At 62.6% G+C, this 21,512-nt stretch carries 21 protein-coding genes; 7 read left to right on the top strand and 14 right to left on the bottom strand.

Features of this window, described 5'->3' with window-relative positions; translation table 11 throughout:
- Nucleotides 1–11 precede the first annotated feature (11 nt).
- The 7 genes from atpD to AACZ65_RS13110 all read right to left on the bottom strand — a co-directional run bounded on the left by atpD (nt 12) and on the right by AACZ65_RS13110 (nt 7,392).
- Nucleotides 12–1,436 (bottom strand): F0F1 ATP synthase subunit beta, encoded by a 1,425-nt coding sequence (atpD, locus tag AACZ65_RS13140; RefSeq protein ID WP_037272602.1) that lies wholly within the window; start codon nt 1,434–1,436, stop codon nt 12–14.
- A gap of 18 nt (nt 1,437–1,454) precedes the next feature.
- Nucleotides 1,455–2,333, bottom strand: coding sequence for a F0F1 ATP synthase subunit gamma (locus AACZ65_RS13135; RefSeq protein WP_339671550.1), 879 nt, complete (start codon nt 2,331–2,333; stop codon nt 1,455–1,457).
- 15 nt (nt 2,334–2,348) lie between these two features.
- Nucleotides 2,349–3,887, bottom strand: a complete 1,539-nt coding sequence (gene atpA, locus AACZ65_RS13130; RefSeq protein WP_037272596.1) for a F0F1 ATP synthase subunit alpha — start codon at nt 3,885–3,887, stop codon at nt 2,349–2,351.
- Nucleotides 3,888–4,454: a F0F1 ATP synthase subunit delta gene (locus AACZ65_RS13125; RefSeq protein ID WP_339671548.1), complete on the bottom strand. Its 567-nt coding sequence runs from the start codon at nt 4,452–4,454 to the stop codon at nt 3,888–3,890. It abuts the gene before it with no gap.
- Nucleotides 4,455–4,823: 369 nt separating this feature from the next.
- Complete coding sequence (locus AACZ65_RS13120; protein WP_339671547.1) at nt 4,824–5,486, bottom strand: NnrU family protein; 663 nt, start codon at nt 5,484–5,486, stop codon at nt 4,824–4,826.
- Complete coding sequence (locus tag AACZ65_RS13115; protein ID WP_339671545.1) at nt 5,486–6,700, bottom strand: NnrS family protein; 1,215 nt, start codon at nt 6,698–6,700, stop codon at nt 5,486–5,488. Before AACZ65_RS13115 ends, AACZ65_RS13120 begins: the two co-directional genes overlap by 1 nt.
- Nucleotides 6,697–7,392 carry a 5-formyltetrahydrofolate cyclo-ligase gene (locus AACZ65_RS13110; RefSeq protein ID WP_339671542.1) on the bottom strand — a complete coding sequence of 232 codons (696 nt, stop codon included), beginning with the start codon at nt 7,390–7,392 and terminating at the stop codon, nt 6,697–6,699. Before AACZ65_RS13110 ends, AACZ65_RS13115 begins: the two co-directional genes overlap by 4 nt.
- Before the next feature lie 116 nt (nt 7,393–7,508).
- Here AACZ65_RS13110 and AACZ65_RS13105 point away from each other — a divergent pair, with 116 nt between their 5' ends.
- On the top strand, nt 7,509–7,931 hold the full coding sequence (locus AACZ65_RS13105) for an Rrf2 family transcriptional regulator (protein ID WP_339671540.1): 423 nt from the start codon (nt 7,509–7,511) through the stop codon (nt 7,929–7,931).
- Between the two features lie 45 nt (nt 7,932–7,976).
- Here AACZ65_RS13105 and AACZ65_RS13100 read toward each other — a convergent pair whose 3' ends face one another.
- Nucleotides 7,977–8,717, bottom strand: coding sequence for a class I SAM-dependent methyltransferase (locus AACZ65_RS13100; protein WP_037272581.1), 741 nt, complete (start codon nt 8,715–8,717; stop codon nt 7,977–7,979).
- Nucleotides 8,718–8,780: 63 nt separating this feature from the next.
- Between AACZ65_RS13100 and gloB the strand changes: the two genes are divergently transcribed.
- From gloB to AACZ65_RS13085, 3 genes are all read left to right on the top strand, one after another.
- Nucleotides 8,781–9,548: a hydroxyacylglutathione hydrolase gene (gloB, locus tag AACZ65_RS13095; protein ID WP_339671537.1), complete on the top strand. Its 768-nt coding sequence runs from the start codon at nt 8,781–8,783 to the stop codon at nt 9,546–9,548.
- A gap of 154 nt (nt 9,549–9,702) precedes the next feature.
- Nucleotides 9,703–12,039: an ATP-dependent Clp protease ATP-binding subunit ClpA gene (clpA, locus tag AACZ65_RS13090; RefSeq protein WP_339671535.1), complete on the top strand. Its 2,337-nt coding sequence runs from the start codon at nt 9,703–9,705 to the stop codon at nt 12,037–12,039.
- 41 nt (nt 12,040–12,080) lie between these two features.
- Nucleotides 12,081–13,013 (top strand): M23 family metallopeptidase, encoded by a 933-nt coding sequence (locus AACZ65_RS13085; protein WP_339671532.1) that lies wholly within the window; start codon nt 12,081–12,083, stop codon nt 13,011–13,013.
- 6 nt (nt 13,014–13,019) lie between these two features.
- On the opposite strand, the gene AACZ65_RS13080 is transcribed toward AACZ65_RS13085, so the two are convergent.
- The 3 genes from AACZ65_RS13080 to AACZ65_RS13070 form a co-directional block, all read right to left on the bottom strand.
- A complete protein-coding gene (locus AACZ65_RS13080) occupies nt 13,020–14,780 on the bottom strand; it encodes a peptidoglycan -binding protein (protein ID WP_339671529.1) in 1,761 nt (586 codons plus the stop codon).
- A 2-nt stretch (nt 14,781–14,782) separates the two neighbouring features.
- Nucleotides 14,783–16,009 (bottom strand): biopolymer transporter ExbB, encoded by a 1,227-nt coding sequence (locus AACZ65_RS13075; protein ID WP_339671528.1) that lies wholly within the window; start codon nt 16,007–16,009, stop codon nt 14,783–14,785.
- A gap of 67 nt (nt 16,010–16,076) precedes the next feature.
- Nucleotides 16,077–16,601, bottom strand: a complete 525-nt coding sequence (locus AACZ65_RS13070; RefSeq protein WP_037272570.1) for a gamma-glutamylcyclotransferase — start codon at nt 16,599–16,601, stop codon at nt 16,077–16,079.
- A gap of 72 nt (nt 16,602–16,673) precedes the next feature.
- Between AACZ65_RS13070 and AACZ65_RS13065 the strand changes: the two genes are divergently transcribed.
- The gene (locus AACZ65_RS13065) at nt 16,674–17,675 is read left to right on the top strand and encodes a DUF2125 domain-containing protein (protein ID WP_339671526.1); all 1,002 of its coding nucleotides are present in this window, start codon (nt 16,674–16,676) and stop codon (nt 17,673–17,675) included.
- 2 nt (nt 17,676–17,677) lie between these two features.
- Here the strand turns inward: AACZ65_RS13065 and AACZ65_RS13060 are convergent, their stop codons facing one another.
- Genes AACZ65_RS13060 through cobU form a run of 3 tightly spaced genes read right to left on the bottom strand, consistent with a single transcriptional unit; the run spans nt 17,678 to nt 19,711 of the window.
- Nucleotides 17,678–18,556, bottom strand: a complete 879-nt coding sequence (locus AACZ65_RS13060) for a glutathione S-transferase (RefSeq protein WP_339671523.1) — start codon at nt 18,554–18,556, stop codon at nt 17,678–17,680.
- A gap of 58 nt (nt 18,557–18,614) precedes the next feature.
- Complete coding sequence (locus AACZ65_RS13055; RefSeq protein WP_339671521.1) at nt 18,615–19,187, bottom strand: histidine phosphatase family protein; 573 nt, start codon at nt 19,185–19,187, stop codon at nt 18,615–18,617.
- Nucleotides 19,184–19,711 (bottom strand): bifunctional adenosylcobinamide kinase/adenosylcobinamide-phosphate guanylyltransferase, encoded by a 528-nt coding sequence (cobU, locus tag AACZ65_RS13050; RefSeq protein ID WP_339671519.1) that lies wholly within the window; start codon nt 19,709–19,711, stop codon nt 19,184–19,186. The genes AACZ65_RS13055 and cobU overlap by 4 nt, the downstream gene beginning before the upstream one ends.
- Nucleotides 19,712–19,858: 147 nt before the next feature.
- On the opposite strand from cobU, the gene AACZ65_RS13045 reads away from it, so the two are divergent.
- Nucleotides 19,859–20,692, top strand: a complete 834-nt coding sequence (locus tag AACZ65_RS13045; protein WP_339671613.1) for an RNA polymerase factor sigma-32 — start codon at nt 19,859–19,861, stop codon at nt 20,690–20,692.
- Entirely contained in the window at nt 20,689–21,459 is a 771-nt protein-coding gene (locus AACZ65_RS13040; RefSeq protein ID WP_339671518.1) for a ChaN family lipoprotein, read from the top strand. Before AACZ65_RS13045 ends, AACZ65_RS13040 begins: the two co-directional genes overlap by 4 nt.
- Nucleotides 21,460–21,512: the final 53 nt, after the last annotated feature.

The following is a 21,512-nucleotide window of genomic DNA, read 5'->3' as shown; positions in this document are numbered from 1 at the left end:
ACAGGCGTTGATCAGGCCGCGTCGGCAGCCATGCGTTCGGCTTTGGCAATCACATCCTCGATGCCACCGACCATGTAAAAGGCACCTTCGGGCAGGTGATCATACTCGCCCGCGACCACAGCCTTGAACGATTTGATCGTCTCTTCCAGCGGCACCTGAACCCCGTCAGAGCCGGTGAACACCTTGGCCACGTCGAACGGTTGGCTGAGGAAACGCTGGATTTTCCGGGCGCGTGCCACGGTCAGCTTGTCCTCTTCCGAGAGTTCGTCCATGCCCAGAATGGCGATGATGTCCTGCAAGCTCTTGTAGCGCTGCAAAATCCCCTGCACGTCACGCGCAACCTGATAATGCTCTTCGCCAACGATCTGCGGATCCATCAGACGCGAATTCGAATCGAGCGGGTCCACGGCGGGGTAAATCCCCAGTTCCGAGATCGCCCGGCTAAGAACGGTCGTTGCGTCAAGGTGGGCAAAGGTCGTGGCAGGGGCCGGGTCGGTCAAGTCGTCCGCAGGCACGTAAACGGCCTGAATGGACGTGATCGAGCCTGCCTTGGTCGAGGTGATGCGCTCCTGCATGGCACCCATGTCGGTGGCCAGCGTCGGCTGATAACCCACGGCCGAAGGAATACGACCCAACAGCGCCGACACCTCGGACCCCGCCTGCGTGAAGCGGAAGATGTTGTCGACAAAGAACAGAACGTCCGACCCTGACTGATCGCGGAACTGCTCGGCCAGCGTCAGGCCGGTCAGCGCCACACGCGCACGCGCCCCCGGAGGCTCGTTCATCTGACCGTAAACAAGGGCCACTTGGCTCTCTTCCAGATTGTCGGGCTTGATCACGTTGGATTCGATCATCTCGTGATAGAGGTCGTTGCCCTCACGGGTCCGTTCACCCACACCGGCAAACACCGAATACCCCGAGTGCACCTTGGCGATGTTGTTGATCAGTTCCATGATGAGAACCGTCTTGCCCACACCGGCACCCCCAAAGAGACCGATCTTGCCGCCCTTGGCATAGGGGGCCAGCAGGTCCACAACCTTGATGCCGGTCACGAGGATCTCGGATGCGGTCGACTGCTCGGAAAACTCCGGCGCAGGCTGGTGGATGGACCGGTATTCCGTCGCCTTGATCGGCGCGCCCTCGTCCACCGGCTCACCGATGACGTTCAGGATGCGGCCCAGGGTGGCATTCCCCACCGGAACCGAAATCGGCGCGCCGGTATCGCTCACGGCCTGACCGCGAACCAGACCCTCGGTTGCGTCCATTGCGATGGTCCGCACGGTGTTTTCGCCCAGATGCTGCGCCACTTCGAGGATCAGCTTCTTGCCGTTGTTGTCGGTCTGCAGCGCGTTCAGAATGGCTGGCAGATCGCCGTCAAATTGAACGTCCACAACGGCGCCAATGACCTGCGTCACCTTGCCTTTTGCATTTGCCATGTTTCGTCTCCGGTTCTCTTACAGCGCTTCCGCGCCGGAAATGATTTCAATTAGCTCGTTGGTGATCACGGCCTGACGCGAGCGGTTGTACTCGATTGTCAGCTTGTCGATCATCTCGCCTGCGTTGCGCGTTGCATTGTCCATCGCGGACATGCGCGCACCCTGCTCCGAGGCACCGTTTTCCAACAGCGCGGCAAAGATTGCGGTTGCAACGCCACGCGGCAACAGATCGGCCAAGATCGCCTGCTCGTCGGGCTCGTAATCATAGAAGCTGTCGGTATCGACCTTGCCAGCCGCGGTGTCCACGTCGAACGGGATCACCTGCTGCATGCTCGGAATTTGGCTGACCACATTCTCGAACCGCGAGAAAAAGATCTTCGCGACATCAAACTCACCGCCATCGAACCGCTTGAGCACTTCGGCCGCAATCCCTTGGGCATCGGCATAACCAAGGCGCTTGACCTCGCTCATGTCGACATGACCCACGGAATACTGACCATAGTCGCGCTTCATCGCGTCGCGGCCCTTCTTGCCGACGGTCAGGATCTTGACCGTCTTGCCCTTGGCCAGCAACTCGGCGGCATGGGTCTTGGCCAGCTTCGCGATATTGGCGTTGAAGCCACCGCAAAGGCCCCGCTCGGCGGTCATCACCACCAAGAGATGCACCTTGTCCTCGCCCGTGCCCGCCAGCAGACGCGGCGCATTGGCCGCATCCCCGACAGAGGCCGCAAGCTTGCCCATCACGGCGTTGAAACGCTCGGTATAGGGGCGGGCCTGCTCGGCAGCATCCTGCGCGCGGCGAAGTTTCGCCGCGGCAACCATCTGCATGGCCTTGGTGATCTTGCGGGTCGATTTGACCGACGCGATCCTGTTTTTCAGGTCCTTGAGATTCGGCATTGCCTTATCTCCCCCTTATGCGAAGTCAGCGGCGAATTCGTCCAGCGCAGCTTTGATACGGTCCTCGGCCTCACCCTTGATCTTGGGGTCTTCCTTGGTGATGTATGCCAGCAGATCGGCATGTTTGCCGCGCAGGTGCTTGAGCAGACCCTGCTCATAGCGGCCCACCTGGTTCACCGCGATCTTGTCCAGATAACCCTTGGTGCCCGCATAGATCACGCAGACGATTTCCGCATTGGTCAGCGGCGAATACTGCGCCTGCTTCATCAACTCGGTCAAACGCGCACCACGGTTGAGCAACTGCTGTGTCGCCGCGTCAAGGTCAGACCCGAACTGGGCAAATGCCGCCATCTCGCGATACTGAGCCAGTTCCAGTTTGACGGGACCCGCGACCGATTTCATCGCATTGGTCTGAGCGGAAGAGCCCACACGCGACACCGACAGACCGGTGTTCACAGCCGGGCGGATACCCTGATAGAAGAGTTCCGTCTCAAGGAAGATCTGCCCGTCGGTGATCGAGATCACGTTGGTCGGAATAAACGCCGAAACGTCACCACCTTGGGTTTCAATGATCGGCAGCGCAGTGAGCGAGCCCGAACCATTGTCCTCGTTCAGCTTGGCCGACCGCTCCAGCAGGCGAGAGTGGAGATAGAAAACGTCACCCGGATAGGCTTCACGACCGGGCGGACGGCGCAGCAGCAGCGACATCTGGCGATAGGCCACGGCCTGTTTCGAGAGATCATCGTACACGATCAGCGCGTGACGGCCATTGTCGCGGAAATGCTCGGCCATAGCGGTCGCGGAATAGGGCGCCAGGAACTGCATCGGCGCGGGGTCCGACGCGGTGGCGGCCACAACGATCGAATACTTGATCGCGCCGCTTTCTTCCAGCTTCTTCACCAGCTGCGCCACGGTGGACCGCTTCTGCCCCACGGCGACGTAAACGCAATAGAGCTTCTTGCTCTCGTCGTCGCCCGCGGCTTCGTTGTAGATCTTCTGGTTCAGGATCGCGTCCAGCGCCACGGCGGTCTTGCCGGTCTGACGGTCGCCGATGATCAGCTCGCGCTGACCACGGCCAATCGGGATCATGGCGTCCACGGATTTGAGGCCGGTCGCCATCGGCTCATGCACCGATTTACGCGGGATGATGCCGGGGGCCTTCACATCGGCCAGACCGCGGGTCTTGGTCTTGATCGGGCCCTTGCCATCCAGCGGGTTGCCCAGACCGTCCACAACGCGGCCCAACAGCTCGTCGCCAATCGGCACGTCCACGATGGACTTGGTGCGCTTGACGGTGTCGCCTTCCTTGATGTCACGGTCAGAACCGAAGATCACGACACCGACGTTGTCGCTCTCAAGGTTCAGCGCCATGCCCATGATCGAGCCCGGAAACTCGACAAGCTCGCCAGCCTGAACATTGTCCAGCCCGTGAACCCGTGCGATCCCGTCACCCACCGAGAGAACCCGGCCGATCTCTGCAACTTCGGCGTCTTGGCCAAAGTTCTTGATCTGGTCCTTCAGGATCGCAGAAATCTCTGCTGCTTGGATACCCATTTATCCGACCTCTTTCATTGAATTCTGGAGGAAATCGAGCTTGGAGCGGATCGACGTGTCGATCATCTTCGAGCCCATCTTGACGACTAGACCGCCGATGAGGCTTTCATCAACGGTCGCATTGATCTTGACATCCTTGCCGACGCGCGCCTTGAGCGCCTTGGCCAGCTTGTCGGATTGCGCCTTGGTCAGCGCCTTGGCGCTGGTCACATCGGCACTGACTTCGCCTTTTTCTTCGGCGATCATGGCGTTGAGCTGCGCAATGAGCTGCGGCAGCACGAACAGGCGCCGCTTTTGCCCCATCAGAGCCAGGCCGTTCTGCAACTCCGGCAGCAGCTTCATTTTGGCGGCGACCGCAGACATGGCCGCCCCTTGCACATCGCGGCTCAGAACCGGAGAGGCGATCATCACGCGCAGGTCTTCGCTCTCGCTCAGCGCCTGTGCCAGATCAGTGAGATTGCTTTCGAGTTTGGCCAAGCCTTTGGCCTCTCTCACAAGCTCGAATATCGCAGTGGCATAGCGCGCGGCAATGCCAGTAGAGATCGAAGCTGGTTCGGACACGTCCACCCTTCCGATAATCTGGCCCCGGTTGGTCAGGCGTGACGCAGGGTCACATCCGGGGGCGTTGGCATAGGGTGAGACTTGCGAACCACCCAAATTCGGCTGCGGTGTAGCAGAGCCTTCCCAAGCGGGCAAGCCGCTTGAAAACTATTGTATACTATTGAATACAGTTATATTTCAGTTACTTAACGCAAGTGCGACCTAATGCGCGCTTTTTAATGTTCAAAAAGTTTCACTTTTTACTACGAAATGGCGATTCCCCTCACGATCACCCTGCCCAAAGCTCCGGCGCACGTTAACGCTATCAGCGTTTTGCAAGGACGTCGCGCGATTTTTGCGGCATCGGCCAAAGGCTGCCAAGGCTCCGAAACGCCCCTACCCCAGTGGCGAGACACCAAAGAGCAAGGGATGCGCCGCAAGCAACCCCGCATAGAGCAAACTGCCAAGCAGCCCCCGCACGCATGCCATGCCCCAGCTTCGTGGCGCGATCCCCGCTTGCCGCCGCGCATGGTCCAGCCGCAGCCACTCTGCCCCCATTCCTCGCCGCTTGCGCCGGTCAACGATCCACATCCCCCCGATAGCAAAGCCTGCGAAACTGCCAAAGAGGATCACATGCGCCAGATCCCCATTGGGAAGCATATGCGCCACAGCCCAGAGCGCCAGCGCCAGCAACAGAGGATGCCGCGTCAGCCGCACGATCCCCGGACGGCCCGGATCAAACCGTGCATTCTGCGCGCCGCCAAAGGAAAACGGATTGGGCCGCCCGATACTCAACCCCAGGATCACGCAGACCCCCAACATCACGGCCAGCGTGACATGCCCCTGCCACGCCGCCCAGCCCCAAAGCGGCACATAGGGCGCACGCCCCGCCGCGCCGATCACCCATGCCAGAACCGCCAATGACAGGATCGAATAGCCAAGCGTGAATCCCCCTGCCCCTACCCGCGCCACAACCGGCGCCTTGATATTGGGGCGCAGCGGCACCGAATGGCTCAGGAAGAACACGGCAAAGGCCGCGATGAACTCGGCCCAGCCCATCAGGCCCCCGGTATCGTCTTTGCCGGTTTCAACCGCAGCATCAGCGGCCCATAGAGAACCGCAAACCCGCCAAACGCGCCGATCCATGCGATCCCCGCCAGTGCGTGCAACAGGACCGCCTCCGCAGGCCACAGACCAGCCGCCAACCGCGCCAGCACAGAGACCACCAGCGCGAGGTAAAGCGCTACCGTGCCGCTCCCCGCAGTCAACGCGCGGCCCGTGTGACCCAAGGTCGCCCGCGTCATCACCGCCAATGTCATCAACCCTGCCGCGCCCGCCATCCACAAATGCTGCACCGCCGCCGCGCCGAACACGCCCGAACTCAGCGCCTCCAGCCCGATGCCCAACGCTCCAAGCGGCACGAACGCATACCCAAGGTGCAGCACCCAGACGAGCGGCTCCGCCCCCGTGCGCTCTCCCGCCCAGCGCGCCAGACGCGCGGCATGGACGACACCCACGACCACCAGCGCCCCACCCGTCGCCAATGCCTCTGGCCGGGTGACCCACATCCCGAGCGCCACCAGCAATACCAGGAGCGCCCCCTTGTCGAACCGCTGCATCGGCGGCACCGGCAACCGCCCCGCCCCCCGCCGCGCCAGCCAGTTGCGCGTGAACGACGGCACGATCCGCCCACCAATGACCGCGATCATCATCACCACCGCCGCCAGTCCCAGCCGCAGGCCATAACCCTGCGCCGCATAATCCCCCCGCGCCGCCTCCCAATGAAACAGCGCATTGCCCAGCGCAAAGACCGCCAGCATCGCCAAGACGATCAGATTGCGCCAGTTCTTGCCCGCTACGATCTCGCGCAGGATCACCACGCCCAGAACCACCGGCAACGCCAGATCCATCAGCGCCACCGCCACCGGCGGCACCCCGGCAGAGAGCATGACCGCCCCCCGCCCGATCAGCCACAATGCCGCCAGCCCGCCCAGCGGCCAGCCCACGATCGGCAGCCGCCCGGTCCAGTTCGGCACCGCCGTCAGCAGGAAACCGGCAATCACCGCGCCGAGATAGCCAAAGAGGAACTCATGCGCGTGCCATGTGACCGGATCGAACGCGGTCGGCAGGCTCAGCGCGCCCGCCAGCATCGGCACCCAGAGCGCCATGATCCCCGCCGCCCAAATCCCTGCACACAGGAAAAAGGGCCGAAACCCGAAACTCAGGACCGCAGGCCCACGCCAAACCCGCATCTGCTCTGCCGTGCTCGTCATCTCTCGGTCCTTTCAGCCCTCAGGCCCGCATCCGTCACGACCATGTCGAGCGGAATATCATGCGGCTGCGGATAGATCGTCTCGATCCGCGCCTCGCTCAGCGCGATACCGATACTCACTGGGCGCGGATCAAGCGCCGCCAAGGTCCGGTCAAAATAGCCGCCGCCATAGCCCAGCCGGTAACACGCCGCCGTCCAGCCGATCATCGGCGCGAGGGTGATGTCTGGCGTCACCTGCTCCGCTTCGGGCGGCGGCACCGGAATATTCCAATCGCCGCGCACCATCTGCGTCTCGGGCGTCCAGCGGCGAAACACCAGCGGCGCGGCCTTGACCTCGACAATCGGCAACGCGATCAGCACCCCATCTGCATGCCATTCCGCCATCAGCCCGCGCAAATCCGGCTCGCCCTTTATTGGCCAGTAGCAGGACAGCACCTTGCCCCGCGCCCCGTTGAAATTCTCTTTCACCACCGCGCGCAGGTGGTCCGAGATTGCCCGCCCAACCTCCTGCCGCGCCGCCACGCTCAGCGCATCGCGCAACCCGCGCAGGCGCGCACGCTCGGATTTACGCCACCGCGCGACATCGCGCGCCTGCTCCGGATCGGTTGCGAGAGGATCGAAATAGGTCGGGTCCACCTCTGCCGCCATGCAAGGCGAAGAGGCATATCTGCCCGGCTTCGGGGTATCGGACATGCGACCGTCCTTTCCGTGGTCCGGGACGGGCACGCAGCGCCGATCCCGCTTTCCATCCCGGTCTAATCCCGCTAATAGGTATTGTAAATACCGATTCAACAGAGAGCCTAGCGACCATGCGCCTCACCTCCTTTACCGATTTCGGGCTGCGGATGCTCATGCGCATGGCCAGCGCGCCCGAGCGCGCCTTTTCCACCGCCGAGTTGGCAGCCGAATTCGACCTCTCGCGCCACCATCTCGCCAAGATCATGCAGCGCCTGTCACAGGCCGGTCTGATCGACACACGGCGCGGCGGCGGTGGCGGTGCGATCCTCGCCCGCCCTCCCACCGAAATTCGTCTTGGCGACATCGTTCGCCACCTCGAATCCGGTCAGGCGCTCGTCGCCTGTTTCGGATCAGAGGCGGGAGAGTGTTCTCTCGACGGGCGATGCCGACTCAAGGCGCGCCTGAGGGCCGCAGAGCGCGCTTTTCTCGACGACCTAGATCGAAGCACCCTGGCCGACATCGCGCTCGACCGATTGCCTTTGGCTGCAGGGTAAGGAACCTTACAAAATCGACCCCCGGTTTGTAAGCTTTGTAAGGTCTCAGACCGGCTTGGCCTCTGGCTGCGGACGCAGCACCGACAACGGTTTGCGCACCTTGTCCCGCAGCCCCGGACCGCTCGGTGCCTGCACCCGCTTGGTGGCCTCAACCATCAGCACCCCGCCCGACACTACGACCGATAGCTTGGCTCCCATCCGCTCCCACATGCCCGCCGTCTTTCGCCAGAACGGACGCTCCGAAGGCGGCTGATAGAGCGTCGTGGCGTGATGCTCTGGCAAAAAGTTGTGTGATTTCAATTGGCTCTCCAATTGCGTTTGGCTGTAGGGACGTCCAAATCCAAACGGCGTGCGATCCGAGCGCGACCACAGGCCAGCCCGGTTCGGCACGATGAACAGCACCGATCCTCCCGGCCCAAGCACCCGCCAGCACTCCTCCAGAACCGCGCCAGGCTGCTCCGAAGTCTCCAGCCCATGCACCACCAAGAGTTTGTCGACATGCCCGGTTTCCAACGGCCAAAACGTCTCTTCACAGAGCACCGAGATATTCGGCATCCCCTGCGGCCACCCGATAACCCCTTGAGGTGCGGGCATTAATCCGATCACCCGGCGCGCATCAGCCAAGTAGGGCCGCAGGAATGGCACCGCAAATCCATAGCCGACCACCGTCTGTCCCTGCGCCTCGGGCCAGAACTCCGCCACTTGCGCGCGCAAGGTTTTCTGCACCGCGCGCCCCAATGTGCTGCGGTAGTAAAAATTTCGCAGGTCTTGTACGTCTAGATGCATTGCAGCCCGGCCAAAGATCAGTCACTCTTGACCGTAACACTAACCGGCAATCGGGAAAATACCATGGTTTTGCAAATCCTTACTGTCCCCTGCCTGGCTGATAACTATGCCTATATCGCGCATGATCCGGCCACGGGAGTGACCGCAGTAATCGACGTGCCAGAGGCCGAGCCAATCCTGCAAGCCCTTGATAATCAAGGATGGGCCGCCTCTTTGGTGCTGCTCACCCATCACCACGCCGACCATGTTCAGGGCCTTGGCGCCCTGCTTGCGCGGCACCCTGCATCTGTGATCGGCGCTGCGGCCGACGCCCACCGCCTGCCCCCGCTCGACCAGTCGGTGGCCGAAGGCGACCGGATCGCGATCGGGTCGGAAGAGGGGCACGTCCTCGATGTGTCGGGTCATACGCTCGGCCACATAGCCTTTCATTTCCCCGAAAGCGCGGTGGTCTTTACCGCAGACAGCCTGATGGCAATGGGCTGTGGGCGGGTTTTCGAGGGCACAATGCCACAAATGTTTGAAAGTCTTGCAAAACTTGCGGCACTCCCACCCGAGACAATGGTCTGTTCCGGTCACGAATACACGCAAAGTAACGCGAAATTCGCACTGACCGTTGACCCGGACAACCCGGCCCTTATATCAAGGGTCAAAGAGATCAGCGCCGCCCGCGCCGCAGGTCGGCCCACTGTCCCCTCAACCCTGGCCGAGGAATTGGCCACCAACCCGTTTCTGCGCGCCGGTGACGAAGGCGTGCAGGCACATTTGGGCATGTCCGGTCGCGCTCCGGTTGATGTCTTCGCTGAAATCCGTACCCGCAAGGACCGTTTCTAAGCGGGGCGTGATGAAAACAACGCTGGTTACACGAAATGTGACCCAGTTTGATGAAATAATCCTTGAAGACTGGCCACTATCGACCAAACTTTAAGGTTATGAGGCCAAGGTTAGTGGGCAACCCGCCCCGGCCAAGATCAGAAGGAGCACGACCGTGCCTTCATTCTCGAACACGCTCGAACAGGCAATCCATGCGGCATTGGCTCTGGCCAATGCACGCCAGCACGAATTCGCGACCCTCGAACATCTTCTGCTCGCGCTCGTCGACGAACCCGACGCCGCGCGCGTGATGAAGGCATGTAGCGTAAACACCGAGGAACTGCGCACCACGTTGGTGGAATTCATCGACGATGATCTCGCCAATCTGGTGACGGACATCGAAGGATCAGAGGCGGTGCCCACCGCCGCGTTCCAGCGGGTGATTCAGCGCGCGGCGATCCATGTACAATCGTCAGGTCGGACCGAGGTCACGGGGGCCAATGTGCTCGTCGCGATCTTTGCCGAACGCGAGTCGAACGCCGCCTATTTCCTGCAAGAGCAGGATATGACCCGGTATGATGCGGTGAACTTCATCGCTCATGGCGTGGCCAAGGACCCTGCCTACGGCGAATCCCGCCCGATCACGGGTGCCTCCAGCGAGGAAGGCGAAAACGCATCCAAATCCACGGAGAGCGATGCCGTGGAGGCAGGGGACTCCGCACTTGCCAAATACTGCGTCGATCTGAACGAAAAAGCGCGCAAGGGTGATATCGACCCGCTGATCGGTCGCGATGCCGAGGTCGAGCGCTGCATTCAGGTGCTCTGCCGCCGCCGCAAGAACAACCCGCTGCTGGTGGGGGATCCCGGCGTGGGTAAAACTGCCATTGCCGAAGGTCTGGCGCATAAGATCGTGCGGGGCGAAACCCCGCGCGTTCTGTCGCGCACCACGATCTACTCGCTCGACATGGGCGCGCTGCTTGCAGGCACCCGCTATCGCGGCGATTTCGAGGAGCGGCTCAAGGCGGTCGTGACCGAGCTTGAAAAACACCCCGATGCGGTGCTTTTCATCGACGAAATCCATACCGTGATCGGGGCCGGTGCCACCTCTGGTGGGGCAATGGATGCCTCCAACCTGCTCAAGCCCGCGTTGCAGGGCGGCAAGCTGCGCTGCATGGGCTCGACCACCTACAAGGAATTCCGCCAGCATTTCGAGAAGGATCGCGCCCTTGCCCGCCGGTTCCAGAAAATCGACGTGGCTGAGCCGACGGTCGAAGATGCGGTCAAGATCCTCAAGGGGCTCAAACCCTATTTCGAGGATCACCACAGCGTCAAATACACCAACGAGGCGATCCGCTCTGCCGTGGATCTCTCGGCGCGCTACATCAATGATCGCAAGCTCCCGGACAAGGCCATCGACGTGATCGACGAGGCAGGGGCCGCACAACATCTCTTGGCGGCCTCCAAGCGGCGCAAGAGCATCGGCGTCAAGGAGATCGAAGAGGTCGTGGCGAAAATCGCCCGCATTCCGCCAAAGAACGTGTCCAAGAACGACGCCGAGGTGCTCAAGGATCTCGAGGGCACGCTCAAGCGCGTGGTCTTTGGTCAGGATGCCGCGATCGAGGCACTGAGCTCTGCCATCAAACTGGCCCGCGCGGGCCTGCGGGAACCGGAAAAGCCCATCGGCAACTACCTCTTTGCCGGTCCCACCGGCGTGGGCAAGACCGAGGTGGCCAAACAGTTGGCCGATACCCTTGGCGTGGAACTCCTGCGGTTCGATATGTCCGAATACATGGAGAAACACGCAGTTTCGCGGCTTATCGGGGCACCTCCGGGCTATGTGGGCTTTGATCAGGGCGGCCTGTTGACCGACGGGGTGGATCAACATCCGCATTGCGTTCTCTTGCTCGACGAGATCGAAAAGGCGCATCCCGACGTGTTCAACATCCTGCTGCAGGTGATGGACCACGGCACGCTGACCGATCACAATGGTCGCAAGGTGGATTTCCGCAATGTCGTGCTGATCATGACCTCCAACGCAGGGGCGGCGGAACAGGCCAAGTCGGCCATCGGCTTTGGCCGCGACCGGCGCGAGGGCGAGGATACCGCAGCCATTGAGCGGACGTTCACACCCGAGTTCCGCAACCGTCTGGATGCCGTGATCTCGTTCGGGGCGCTGCCAAAATCGGTCATTCTCAAGGTGGTCGAGAAGTTCGTGTTGCAACTCGAGGCGCAGTTGATGGATCGCGATGTGACCATCGAACTGACCCAAGCGGCTGCAGAATGGCTGGGCGACAAAGGCTATGACGATAAGATGGGGGCGCGCCCCTTGGCCCGTGTCATTCAGGAACACATCAAAAAGCCGCTGGCCGAGGAATTGCTCTTTGGCAAACTGCTCAAGGGTGGCGTTGTCACAGTGGGGGTCAAGGACAACAAGATCGACCTCGTCGTCGAGGGCCCCGTCACACGCCGCCTGACCGGCAAGAAAAAGCCGCCCCTGCTCACTGCCGAATGACGGCACGGCTTGGGACGGTACTTGGAATATTGACCCTGGCGGTGGCAACGCATGCCGCCGCCGATCCCCCCAAGCTGAGCCTCCCGTTGGACTGTGAACTCGGGCGGACCTGCTATATCGAGGATTACGTCGATACCGATCCCGGCCCCGGCCAACGCGACTATACCTGCGGCATCAAGAGCCGGGACGACCATCGCGGCATAGACTTCATGCTTCTGTCCTTCGAAGATATGGAGGCGGGCGTAAATGTGTTGGCTGCCGCCCCCGGCATTGTCGCCGCGACGCGGGATGGTATGGCCGATACCCCCGTCACCGCTGAAACGCGCGATGCCATCCGAGGGCAGGAGTGCGGCAACGCAGTCCGCGTCGATCACGGCGATGGCTGGCAAACGCTTTACTGCCACATGAGGCGCGGGTCCATCAGCGTAGGCAAAGGCGATAGTGTAGAGGCGGGCGATGTTCTGGGTCAGGTGGGTCTGAGCGGCCTTACCAATGCTCCGCACGTCCACCTGGGTGTTTTGCGGGATGGCAAGATCGTCGATCCCTTTACTCCTGGCGCGGTCGACACCTGCGGTGCGCCCCTCGATCAGAGTTTGTGGCAAACCGCCCTGCCCTATGACCCCGCCGGGCTCTTTACCGCCGGGTTTTCCAACTCCGTACCAGAGTTTGAAGCAGTCCGCTCCGGTGCGGCCCGTGCCAGCGACGCGCAGCCAGATCAGCCGCTCGTCCTCTATGGGCATGTCTTCTACGCTCAGCCCGGCGACCGCCTGAGCCTGAGCGCTCGCGGGCCTGAGGGTGAGGTTTTCGTCCACGAAATCACGCTCGACGCGCCGCAAGCACAGCTTTTTCGCGCCTTTGGCCGCAAGGCACCGCAGGGGGGCTGGCCATCAGGTGATTATCGCGGCTATGTGCGCCTGACGCGCGGCGAGACCGTTCTTGCGGTGCGGCACGCCGATATAACTGTCACGCCCTGAGCGCTGTTACCGCGTTGTCAGTTTCAACTCGATCCGCCGGTTTTGCGCGCGCGCTTCGGGCGTATCCGCAGGATTAACCGGCTGGAATTCGCCATAGCCATTTGCCGATAGCCGCTCTGCCGGGAAACCAAGGACCTCGGTGAGATAACGCACCACCGACAGCGCGCGCGCCTGGCTCAGTGCCCAATTATCGGCAAAACGCGCGCCCTCGATGATCGGCACGTTATCCGTATGCCCATCGACTTGAAGCACCCAGTTGATGCCCTCAGGGATCTCTCCGATTACATTCCGCAGGATGCCCGCCACCTTGGCAATCTCGCCCCGCCCCGCAGGTGACAATTCCGCCTCACCGGGGGCAAATAGCACCTCGGACGAGAATACGAACCGGTCGCCGACGATCTGCACCCCCTCTTGCTGACCCAAGACATCGCGCAGGCGGCCAAAGAATTCCGAGCGGTATTTTTCGAGGTTCTCTTTCTCCGCTTCCAGAAGACGCGTGCGCTCTTCTTCTGCGATGCGACGCCGCCGTTCTTCGGCAGCGACACGTGCAAGGGCGGTATTCAACTCATTCCCAAGCGACTGCAACTGCACCTCGGTTTCAGCCTCACGGGCCTTGGACTCGTCCAGCAGCGCCTGAAGTCCGGAGAGTTGCTGCCGCAAGGCAGCCACCTGTTGATTGAGCAGTGCCTGCTGTTTTTGCGCCTCCGTGGCCTGCGCCGCCTCGGCCGCGAGACGCGCTCGCGCCTCTGCCAACAACGCCGCGCGCTGTTCCGCCTCCGTCATCTGTGTCTCGGCCGCCGCTTCGGCCGCGCGTTGCGCAGCAAGCGCAGCCACCAGTTGATCCCGCACCGCTTGTGCCTCTTGCGCAGTTTGCGCCGCGGTATCGCGCATCTCGGCCAACTCGCCCTGCAGTCGCGCGATGTCGGCCTCTTGCGCTGTGGCATCCTGTTCGGCATCCAAAAGCGCCTGCGCCAACTGGTTGTTCAGGTCCGAACGCGCCGTTTCCGCCGCCGCGAGAAGCGTCAGCGTTTCTTCGGCGCGCTTGCGTTGCTCTTCCAGAGCCAATGTCATGGCGGTCAGTTCGGCATCCGCCTTTGCCAAACGCGCGCGCAACGCTTCGGCTGCGGCGGCCTCGGCCAGTCGCGCCTGTTCCTCGGCGCTAAGCTGCTGTTCAAGGGCCGCCTGAGCCTCAGCCGCGTCCGCGTTGCGCTGCCGCAGGTCCGCCGCGAGCGCCTCGAGAGCCTCGCGCCGTGCGGCAGCAAGACGCGCGGCCTCGGCCTGTGCGTCGACCTCATCCCGCAGCCCTGCAAGCGCGAGTTGCAACTGCTCTTGCTCGCTCAGCAATTCGGCGCGCGCTGTTTCAAGATCGGCGATGCGTCCCTGCGCACGCTCGCGCTCTGCCAAGAGGCCCGCGACCTGTTCTTCGAAACTGGCAATGCGCCCCTGCGCGATGCGTAGCTCTTCTGCCTGCGCGGCCTCACGGGTTCGGGCGTCGTCCAGCGTCGCAGTCAAGGTGCCAACCCGATCCTCGAGCCCCGCGCTGCGATCCTGTTCGAGCCCGAGTGCCAGCGACAACGCCGCCACTTCGGCCGAGAGCGCATCAAGTTTCGTGGCCTGCCCGCTGATTTCCTCGCGCAGCACGAACTGCACCATCATGAAGATCGTGAGAACGAACATCAGCACCAGCAGAAGGCCGGTCATCGCATCGACAAAGCCCGGCCAGATCGAGGCCTGAAACCGCGCGCCGCTGCGCCGCGAGAGGGCCATGGTCAGCCCTCCTCAGCCTGATCCGAATCTGAGCGCGGCACGATCGGGCGCACGGGGCGCGGCGTCGGCGAAGGGCGCGCCTGCCCCAGAACCCGCGTCAGGGCCGCCAGATCGGTGCGCAATTCGGTCATGGTCTCTTGCCGACCGGCACTGATTTCCTCGAGAATCCGCAGCATCTGCACGTCGATCGAGCGCAGGCGCATCCGGCTTTCTGCATCAATCCCCTCGTGGGGCGTGGCGTCGCGCGCCTCCAGCGAGGCGATCAACCGCTCTTGGCCCTCGGCCAAACGCAAGAGCGCCAGTTGCACCGGGTTCTGATCGCTCATCCGGTGTGTCAGCCGCTCGATTGAATCCGCCAAAACCCCAAGTTTCTGGTCGACCATCGCGCGGCTCATGTCCGACTGGCTGAGCATGGATTGGAGCGCGTCCATCTGTTCGGCCATGTGATCGAGCAGATGCGTTACCGCGCCCCCCTCGCCACCATCCCCGTCGCCGCTGGCGAACCCGACCCGCGTGATCGTGGACATCCATTCCTCAAGCTCGCGGTAAAAGCGATTTTGCCCATGCCCCGCAAAAAGCTCGAGCAGCCCCACCACCAACGATCCGGCAAGCCCCAGAAGCGACGAGGAAAAGGCCACACCCATTCCACCCAATTGCGCCTCAAGCCCGCTCATCAGGCGGTTGAAAACGGCGATCCCCTCTTCGCCCTCTTGCGGCGCAAGGCTGCGGATCGTGTCCACGACCGCGGGCACCGTCGTGGCAAGCCCGTAAAACGTACCCAACAGCCCGAGAAAAATCAAAAGGCTCACAATATAGCGGGTGATCTCACGCGCCTCGTCGATCCGTTGTGCAACCGAGTCGAGGATCGAGCGCGCCGAAGTTGACGCAATCTGCATCCGCTTGCCGCGCGAGCGCAGCAATGTGGCCAGAGGCGCCAGCATCGATGGCGGTTGCGTCAACTCGTGGCCGGGCAGCTGTGCGGCAAACCCGTCGATCCAGCGGGCTGACCCGATCAGTTGCAGCACCTGCCAGAAGGTCGCAATCACCCCGAGGACGAAGACAAAGAAAATGAACCCGTTGAGCCAGAGATTGGCCTCGAACACCGGCAGCACCCGAGGCAGCGCCACGAAAGCCCCGAGCGCGGTCAGCCCGATGACCACCAGCATCAAAAAGATCTGGCGGTAGGGATATGAAAACTGCGGCTCGACCTCACGGTCCGGCTGGTCCATCTGGACGCTCCCGACACTTGGATTTCTTGCGCCAACCCTACGCGGCTTGGACGCCCAAGCCAAGGATTTATCCACAGATATGGCGCACCCGTCGCACCAGCCAATCCAGCTCCTTGTCGTGGATGCCCAACTGTCGCAGGTGGTCGGCGGTGTTGTAGAGATATTCAGTGTTTGGCCCACGCCCGCCGACAGCGCGGGCGATGATACCCGCCTGTTCCTCGAGATCCAGACCACCGCAATATTGCACGTGATCGGGGTCGATCACATAGGTCACGGCCTCGACCCGGCGACCGTCGGCCAGATCAATCTCCAGCATCCTCTCCAGATAGGCCGAGGAAATCAGCTCGCGCTCGCGCAGATAGGCCAGTACATCTTCGGCCTCTGCGGGGTCGGCCCGTAGCGCCACCCCCTGGCAGAGCGCACCGGGACTGGCATCCAATGCCAGAACCAGACCGGGAACCTCATCCGTGCCGCGATGGTGGATGCTACGCATGCAAAAGCTGCGGTGATAGTCGGGCAGTCGGGCAATCACCCGCTCGACCGCGTCAAAGCCCGGATTCCACACCAGCGATCCGTAGCCGAATACCCACATTGCCTTTGCCCCTGTTCCTCGCGCACCGCCCCCTATAAACAGCTCTCACTGGGCATGAAAGGGGCGCGCACCATGAGATTTCTGCTTGCCGTGATCTTGATCGCCGCATCGGGCTGGTCTGGCTACTGGTTCGTAGGGCAAAACGGGTTGAGCCGCGGCTTTGAGACATGGTTCGAGGCGCGGCGCGCCGAAGGCTGGGTGGCCGAGACCTCGGACATCACGGTGCAGGGCTTTCCCAACCGATTTGACACCGGATTTTCCGACCTCGTGCTCGCCGATCCTGCGACAGGTCTAGCTTGGGAGGCAGAGTTCTTTCAAATCCTCGCCCTCAGCTATCAGCCAAACCACGTCATCGCCGTCTGGCCGGATCAGCAGTTGATCGCCACACCACAAGAGAAATTCCGCATCGAGAGTCGCGACATGCGCGCCAGCCTGCGCATCGCCCCTGATACGCGGCTGGCCCCGGAACGCGCCACGCTGACAGCGGAATTCCTGCAAGTCTCGCCCGAGGCACGACCAGACGAGCCAACCGCCCTCACCAGCCTCACGCTGGCCGCGGAACGGCAGCAAGAGGCTGAGTATCGTCTGGGCCTCTCCGCAGAGGGGCTGACGCTCGCCGCCCCCTGGCAGGCGCGGCTTGATCCGCAAGGGCGCCTGCCCCGGCAGATTTCCGGGCTGCATGCCGATCTGACCGTGCGTTTCGACCGGGTCTGGGACCGAAGCGCCATCGAGGACGCCCGCCCACAACCGACAGAAATCAAGGTAAAGCTGGCGGATGCAAAGTGGGGGCAGTTGCATCTTCAGGCTGCCGGCGCGGTCAAGGTCACGCCCGAAGGCTGGCCCGAGGGCGACATCACGCTCAAGGCACGCAACTGGCGTGACATGCTTCGGATCGCAGCAAAGACCGGTGCCGTGCCCGATAGTATGCTGGGAACGCTGGAAAGCGGGCTTTCCCTCATGGCGCAGATGTCAGGCAATCCCGAAACGCTGGATGTGCCGCTGACATTTCGCAACGGGCGCATCTTGCTGGGTCCGATCCCGATTGGCCCAGCACCGATATTGCGGCTGAGATAGGTTCAGGCCCCGTCGCGCAGGGCAACAAAGGCCGGCCATGCATCGGGATCAGCCACTGTCTTGTCGCGGCAGAACGGGTTGCAAAAGCCGAAGATGCGCCCTTCGCTCTCCATCAGGTCGGTCACGGGATCGCCGGAATAGGGACAGGCCGTATTCTCGGGCGTGCCCTCAGCCACCGCGCGTGCCCGGCGCGGCACCGGGCCGGGCCAAGGTGCGGTGGCGTAGGGCTTGGCATAGCGGGCAAGCGTCGCCCCGCGCACCAGTCCCATGGCGCGCCAACGACGAAACGCAGGATCGTTCAGATGGGCCGCAACATAGGCGCGGGCATGCTCGGACACCGGCAGGCCATACCCCGCAATCCGCGCAGCAACCGGTGCAAAAAACGCATCCGCAGCGCTGTAATCCCCGCAGAGCCATGGGCCATTTGGCGCGCAGGTGGCACGGGCGTGCTGCCACAGGGTCTCGATCCGGGCGAGATCATTCAGCACCGCCTGCGAAGGCGTGACACCGATATAGGCCGTGCGCAGGTTCATCGGACAATCGCCGCGCAGAGCCCCAAAGCCCGAATGCATTTCCGCTGCAAGTGTGCGCGCCGTTGCGCGGGCTCGTGGATCGGTGGGCCATATCCCCGCCTCGGGATGTCGGCTGGCCAATTCCTCGGCCATGGCAAGGCTGTCAGACACTGCAACCCCTTCGGGCGTCACCAGCACCGGCACGGTGCGTGCCGGGGCCAAATCGGCCAATTGCTGCGCCACGCTCGCCTCGGCGTCGAAATCGAGCAGGCGCACGCGATAAGGAAGTCCAAATCGCGCGAGCAAGAGCCATCCGCGCAGGGACCAGGACGAATAGGCGTAATCGCCAAGGATGAGATCATAGGTCATGGGGCGATGCTATCGCTGGCCCCGCCCCGCGCCTAGCGCGTTTTTGTGCACCCCTGCATCACGGATGGTGATTGATCGCACGTGCCTGCCAACCCGCCCCGACCCAATGCAATTCCGTCACCGAGAGGTTGTCGATCCGATGCGCGAACGCCTCGTAGGCCGTGACCCCGAGGGCGGCCTGTACCTGAGTCAGGATCGCGCCCATATGCGCCACCGCGACAATATCGCGCCCCGGATGGGCGGCACGCAGTCGCTCAGCGGCGCGCGAGACGCGGGCGGACACCTCATGCCAGCTTTCGCCGCCGGGGGCGCGGATATCGCCCGGCTTTTCCCAAAAAGCGCGCAACAGGGGTTGATCGGGCACGGTATCAAAAGCCTGCAATTCCCATGCGCCAAAATGGATTTCGCGCAGGTCGGGATCATCGGCAAGACGGTCTCGCCTACCCGCGATGGCATCAGCAGTGGCACGCGCGCGGCTGAGGTCAGAGGAAATCACCAAGGCATCGTCGGGCAGATGCGATGCCACCCGCGCCAGCCGTGCCACATCGCTCAGGTCCGCCGGAATATCCGACCAGCCCACCATGGATTTGGCATGCGTCGGCCCATGGCGAACCCAGAAAAATCGGCTCACGGCAGCGTACCCTTTAGAACTAGGGGCAATCCCGCGATGACATTCACCACCAGATCCGAGCGGGCCGCCAAGGCCTGATTGATCCGGCCCTGCGCGTCCCGGAACCGGCGGGCGAGCGCGTTGTCGGGCACCACCGACAGCCCCACCTCGTTCGAGACCATCACCACCGGCGCAGCGCAGGCATCAAGCGCGACCATCAGCGCCGCTTGCGCCTTGTCGAGATCGTGGTCCGCCAGCAGGTGATTGCTGAGCCACATTGTGATACAGTCGAGCAACACGACCTCATCCGCCCCCGCCTGTTCCAGCGCCGGGGTTAAGTCGAGCGGGGCCTCAATGGTGCGCCAGTTTGGCCCACGCATCACGCGATGCCGCTCCAGCTTGGCGCGCATCTCGTCGTCAAAGGCCTGCGCCGTGGCGAGATAGACGCGCGTGCGTTCGGTGCCGGTAACAAGCGCCTCGGCAAACCCGGATTTACCCGAAGCAGCGCCCCCCAGAACAAGGCTAAGTCGTGGAAGATTGGACACGCACCCTCCTTTTTTGATCCGGTCACGCCCGCGCTGCGTAGCACTTTGCGACAAGAGGAAAAAGGGCGCAACGAAGTCACGCCGCCGATAGGGGGAATTCAGATGCCACTGGACGCACCGCAGCAAAGGTCCATGTCCCGCACCGCAATGAAAGCGGAAATGCTGGACGCCGAAACCGAACTGGCGCTTGCCTATGCTTGGCGCGATCAGCGCGACGAAGAAGCGCTGCATCGCTTGATCAACGCTTACATGAGGCTTGCGATTGCGATGGCGTCGAAATTCCGCCGCTATGGCGCGCCGATGAATGACCTCATTCAAGAGGCTGGCCTTGGCCTGATGAAAGCGGCGGACAAGTTTGACCCCGACCGTGGCGTGCGGTTTTCGACCTATGCCGTGTGGTGGATCAAGGCCAGCATTCAGGACTACGTCATGCGCAATTGGTCGATGGTGCGCACAGGGTCTACCTCCTCGCAAAAGTCCTTGTTTTTCAACATGCGCCGCGTGCAGGCACGGCTGGAGCGCGAGGCGCTTGCGAATGGCGAGCAGCTGGACGGCTATCAACTGCGTGAGATGATAGCGCATGAGGTGGGGGTGCCCCTGCGCGACGTCGAGATGATGGAGGGGCGTCTGTCGGGCTCTGATTTTTCGCTCAATGCGACGCAATCCTCCGAGGATGAGGGCCGCCAGTGGATCGACACGCTCGAGGACGATGGCGCGCGCGGAGACGAGATCGTGGAACGCGACCATGATATGCACGCGCTGCGCACATGGCTGGCAGATGCCTTGTTGCGCCTCAATGATCGCGAGCGGTTCATCGTGCGCGAACGCAAGCTGCGGGATGAGCCGCGCACGCTGGAGAGCCTTGGCGAGGAGCTGAACCTCAGCAAGGAACGCGTTCGCCAGCTTGAGGCGGCTGCCTTCCAGAAAATGCGCAAGCATCTTGAAAAGCACGGTGGCGAGGTGCAAAACCTGCTCGCATGACCGTGCGCGCCCTTGCCCTTTCGATCTGCTCTGTCTTGGCCTCGCCTACATACGCGCAGGACGTGGTGATACTAGGCGAAGTGCATGACAATCCCGCACACCATGCAGAACAGGCTGCGCGCGTCGCTCGAACAAGGCCAAAGGCAATCGTATTCGAAATGCTGACCGCTGAGCAGGCCGCGCGCGTCACCCCGCAGGTGTGGGGGAATGAAGCAGAACTTGAGGCAGCGTTAGGCTGGGCCGAGAGTGGCTGGCCAGATTTTTCGATGTATTATCCGATCTTCGCCGCAGCCCCTGAGGCCGAAATCTATGGCGTGCAGGTGCCTCGTGACGCCGCGCGCGCAGTGATTGCCGACGGGCCAGCCGCTTCGTTCGGGGAAGAGGCTGCGCGCTACGGGCTCGACCGCGATCTTCCGCCGCAAGAGCAGACAGCTCGTGAAACGCTCCAGAAAGAAGCGCATTGCAACGCCCTGCCCGCAGAGATGCTGCCCGGCATGGTCGCCATCCAACGTCTGCGCGACGCCGTATTGGCCCGTGCGGCCATAGAGGCGCTCGAGGCAACCGGCGGGCCGGTGGCGGTAATCACTGGCAACGGCCACGCCCGCCGCGACTGGGGCGTGCCCGCCTACCTGACTATGGTCGCGCCGGATCTCGACATCTGGGTTCTGGGCCAGACCGAGGACAGCCGCCCGCTCGACGGCGGGTTTGACCTCGTCACGAGCGCGCCTGCGGTCGAGCGCCCCGACCCCTGCGCGGCGTTCAAGTGATCCGGCGCACCCTTGCGCGGCCCCGGCCGCAGCCCTAGTGTCAGGGCGCAAGT

Origin of the sequence: uncultured Roseovarius sp. (assembly GCF_963972555.1) — a bacterium.
GTDB classification, from domain to species: Bacteria; Pseudomonadota; Alphaproteobacteria; order Rhodobacterales; family Rhodobacteraceae; genus Roseovarius; species Roseovarius mucosus.
Note: the sequence above shows the minus strand (reverse complement) of the source record. Positions and strands in the feature narration are given on the sequence as shown.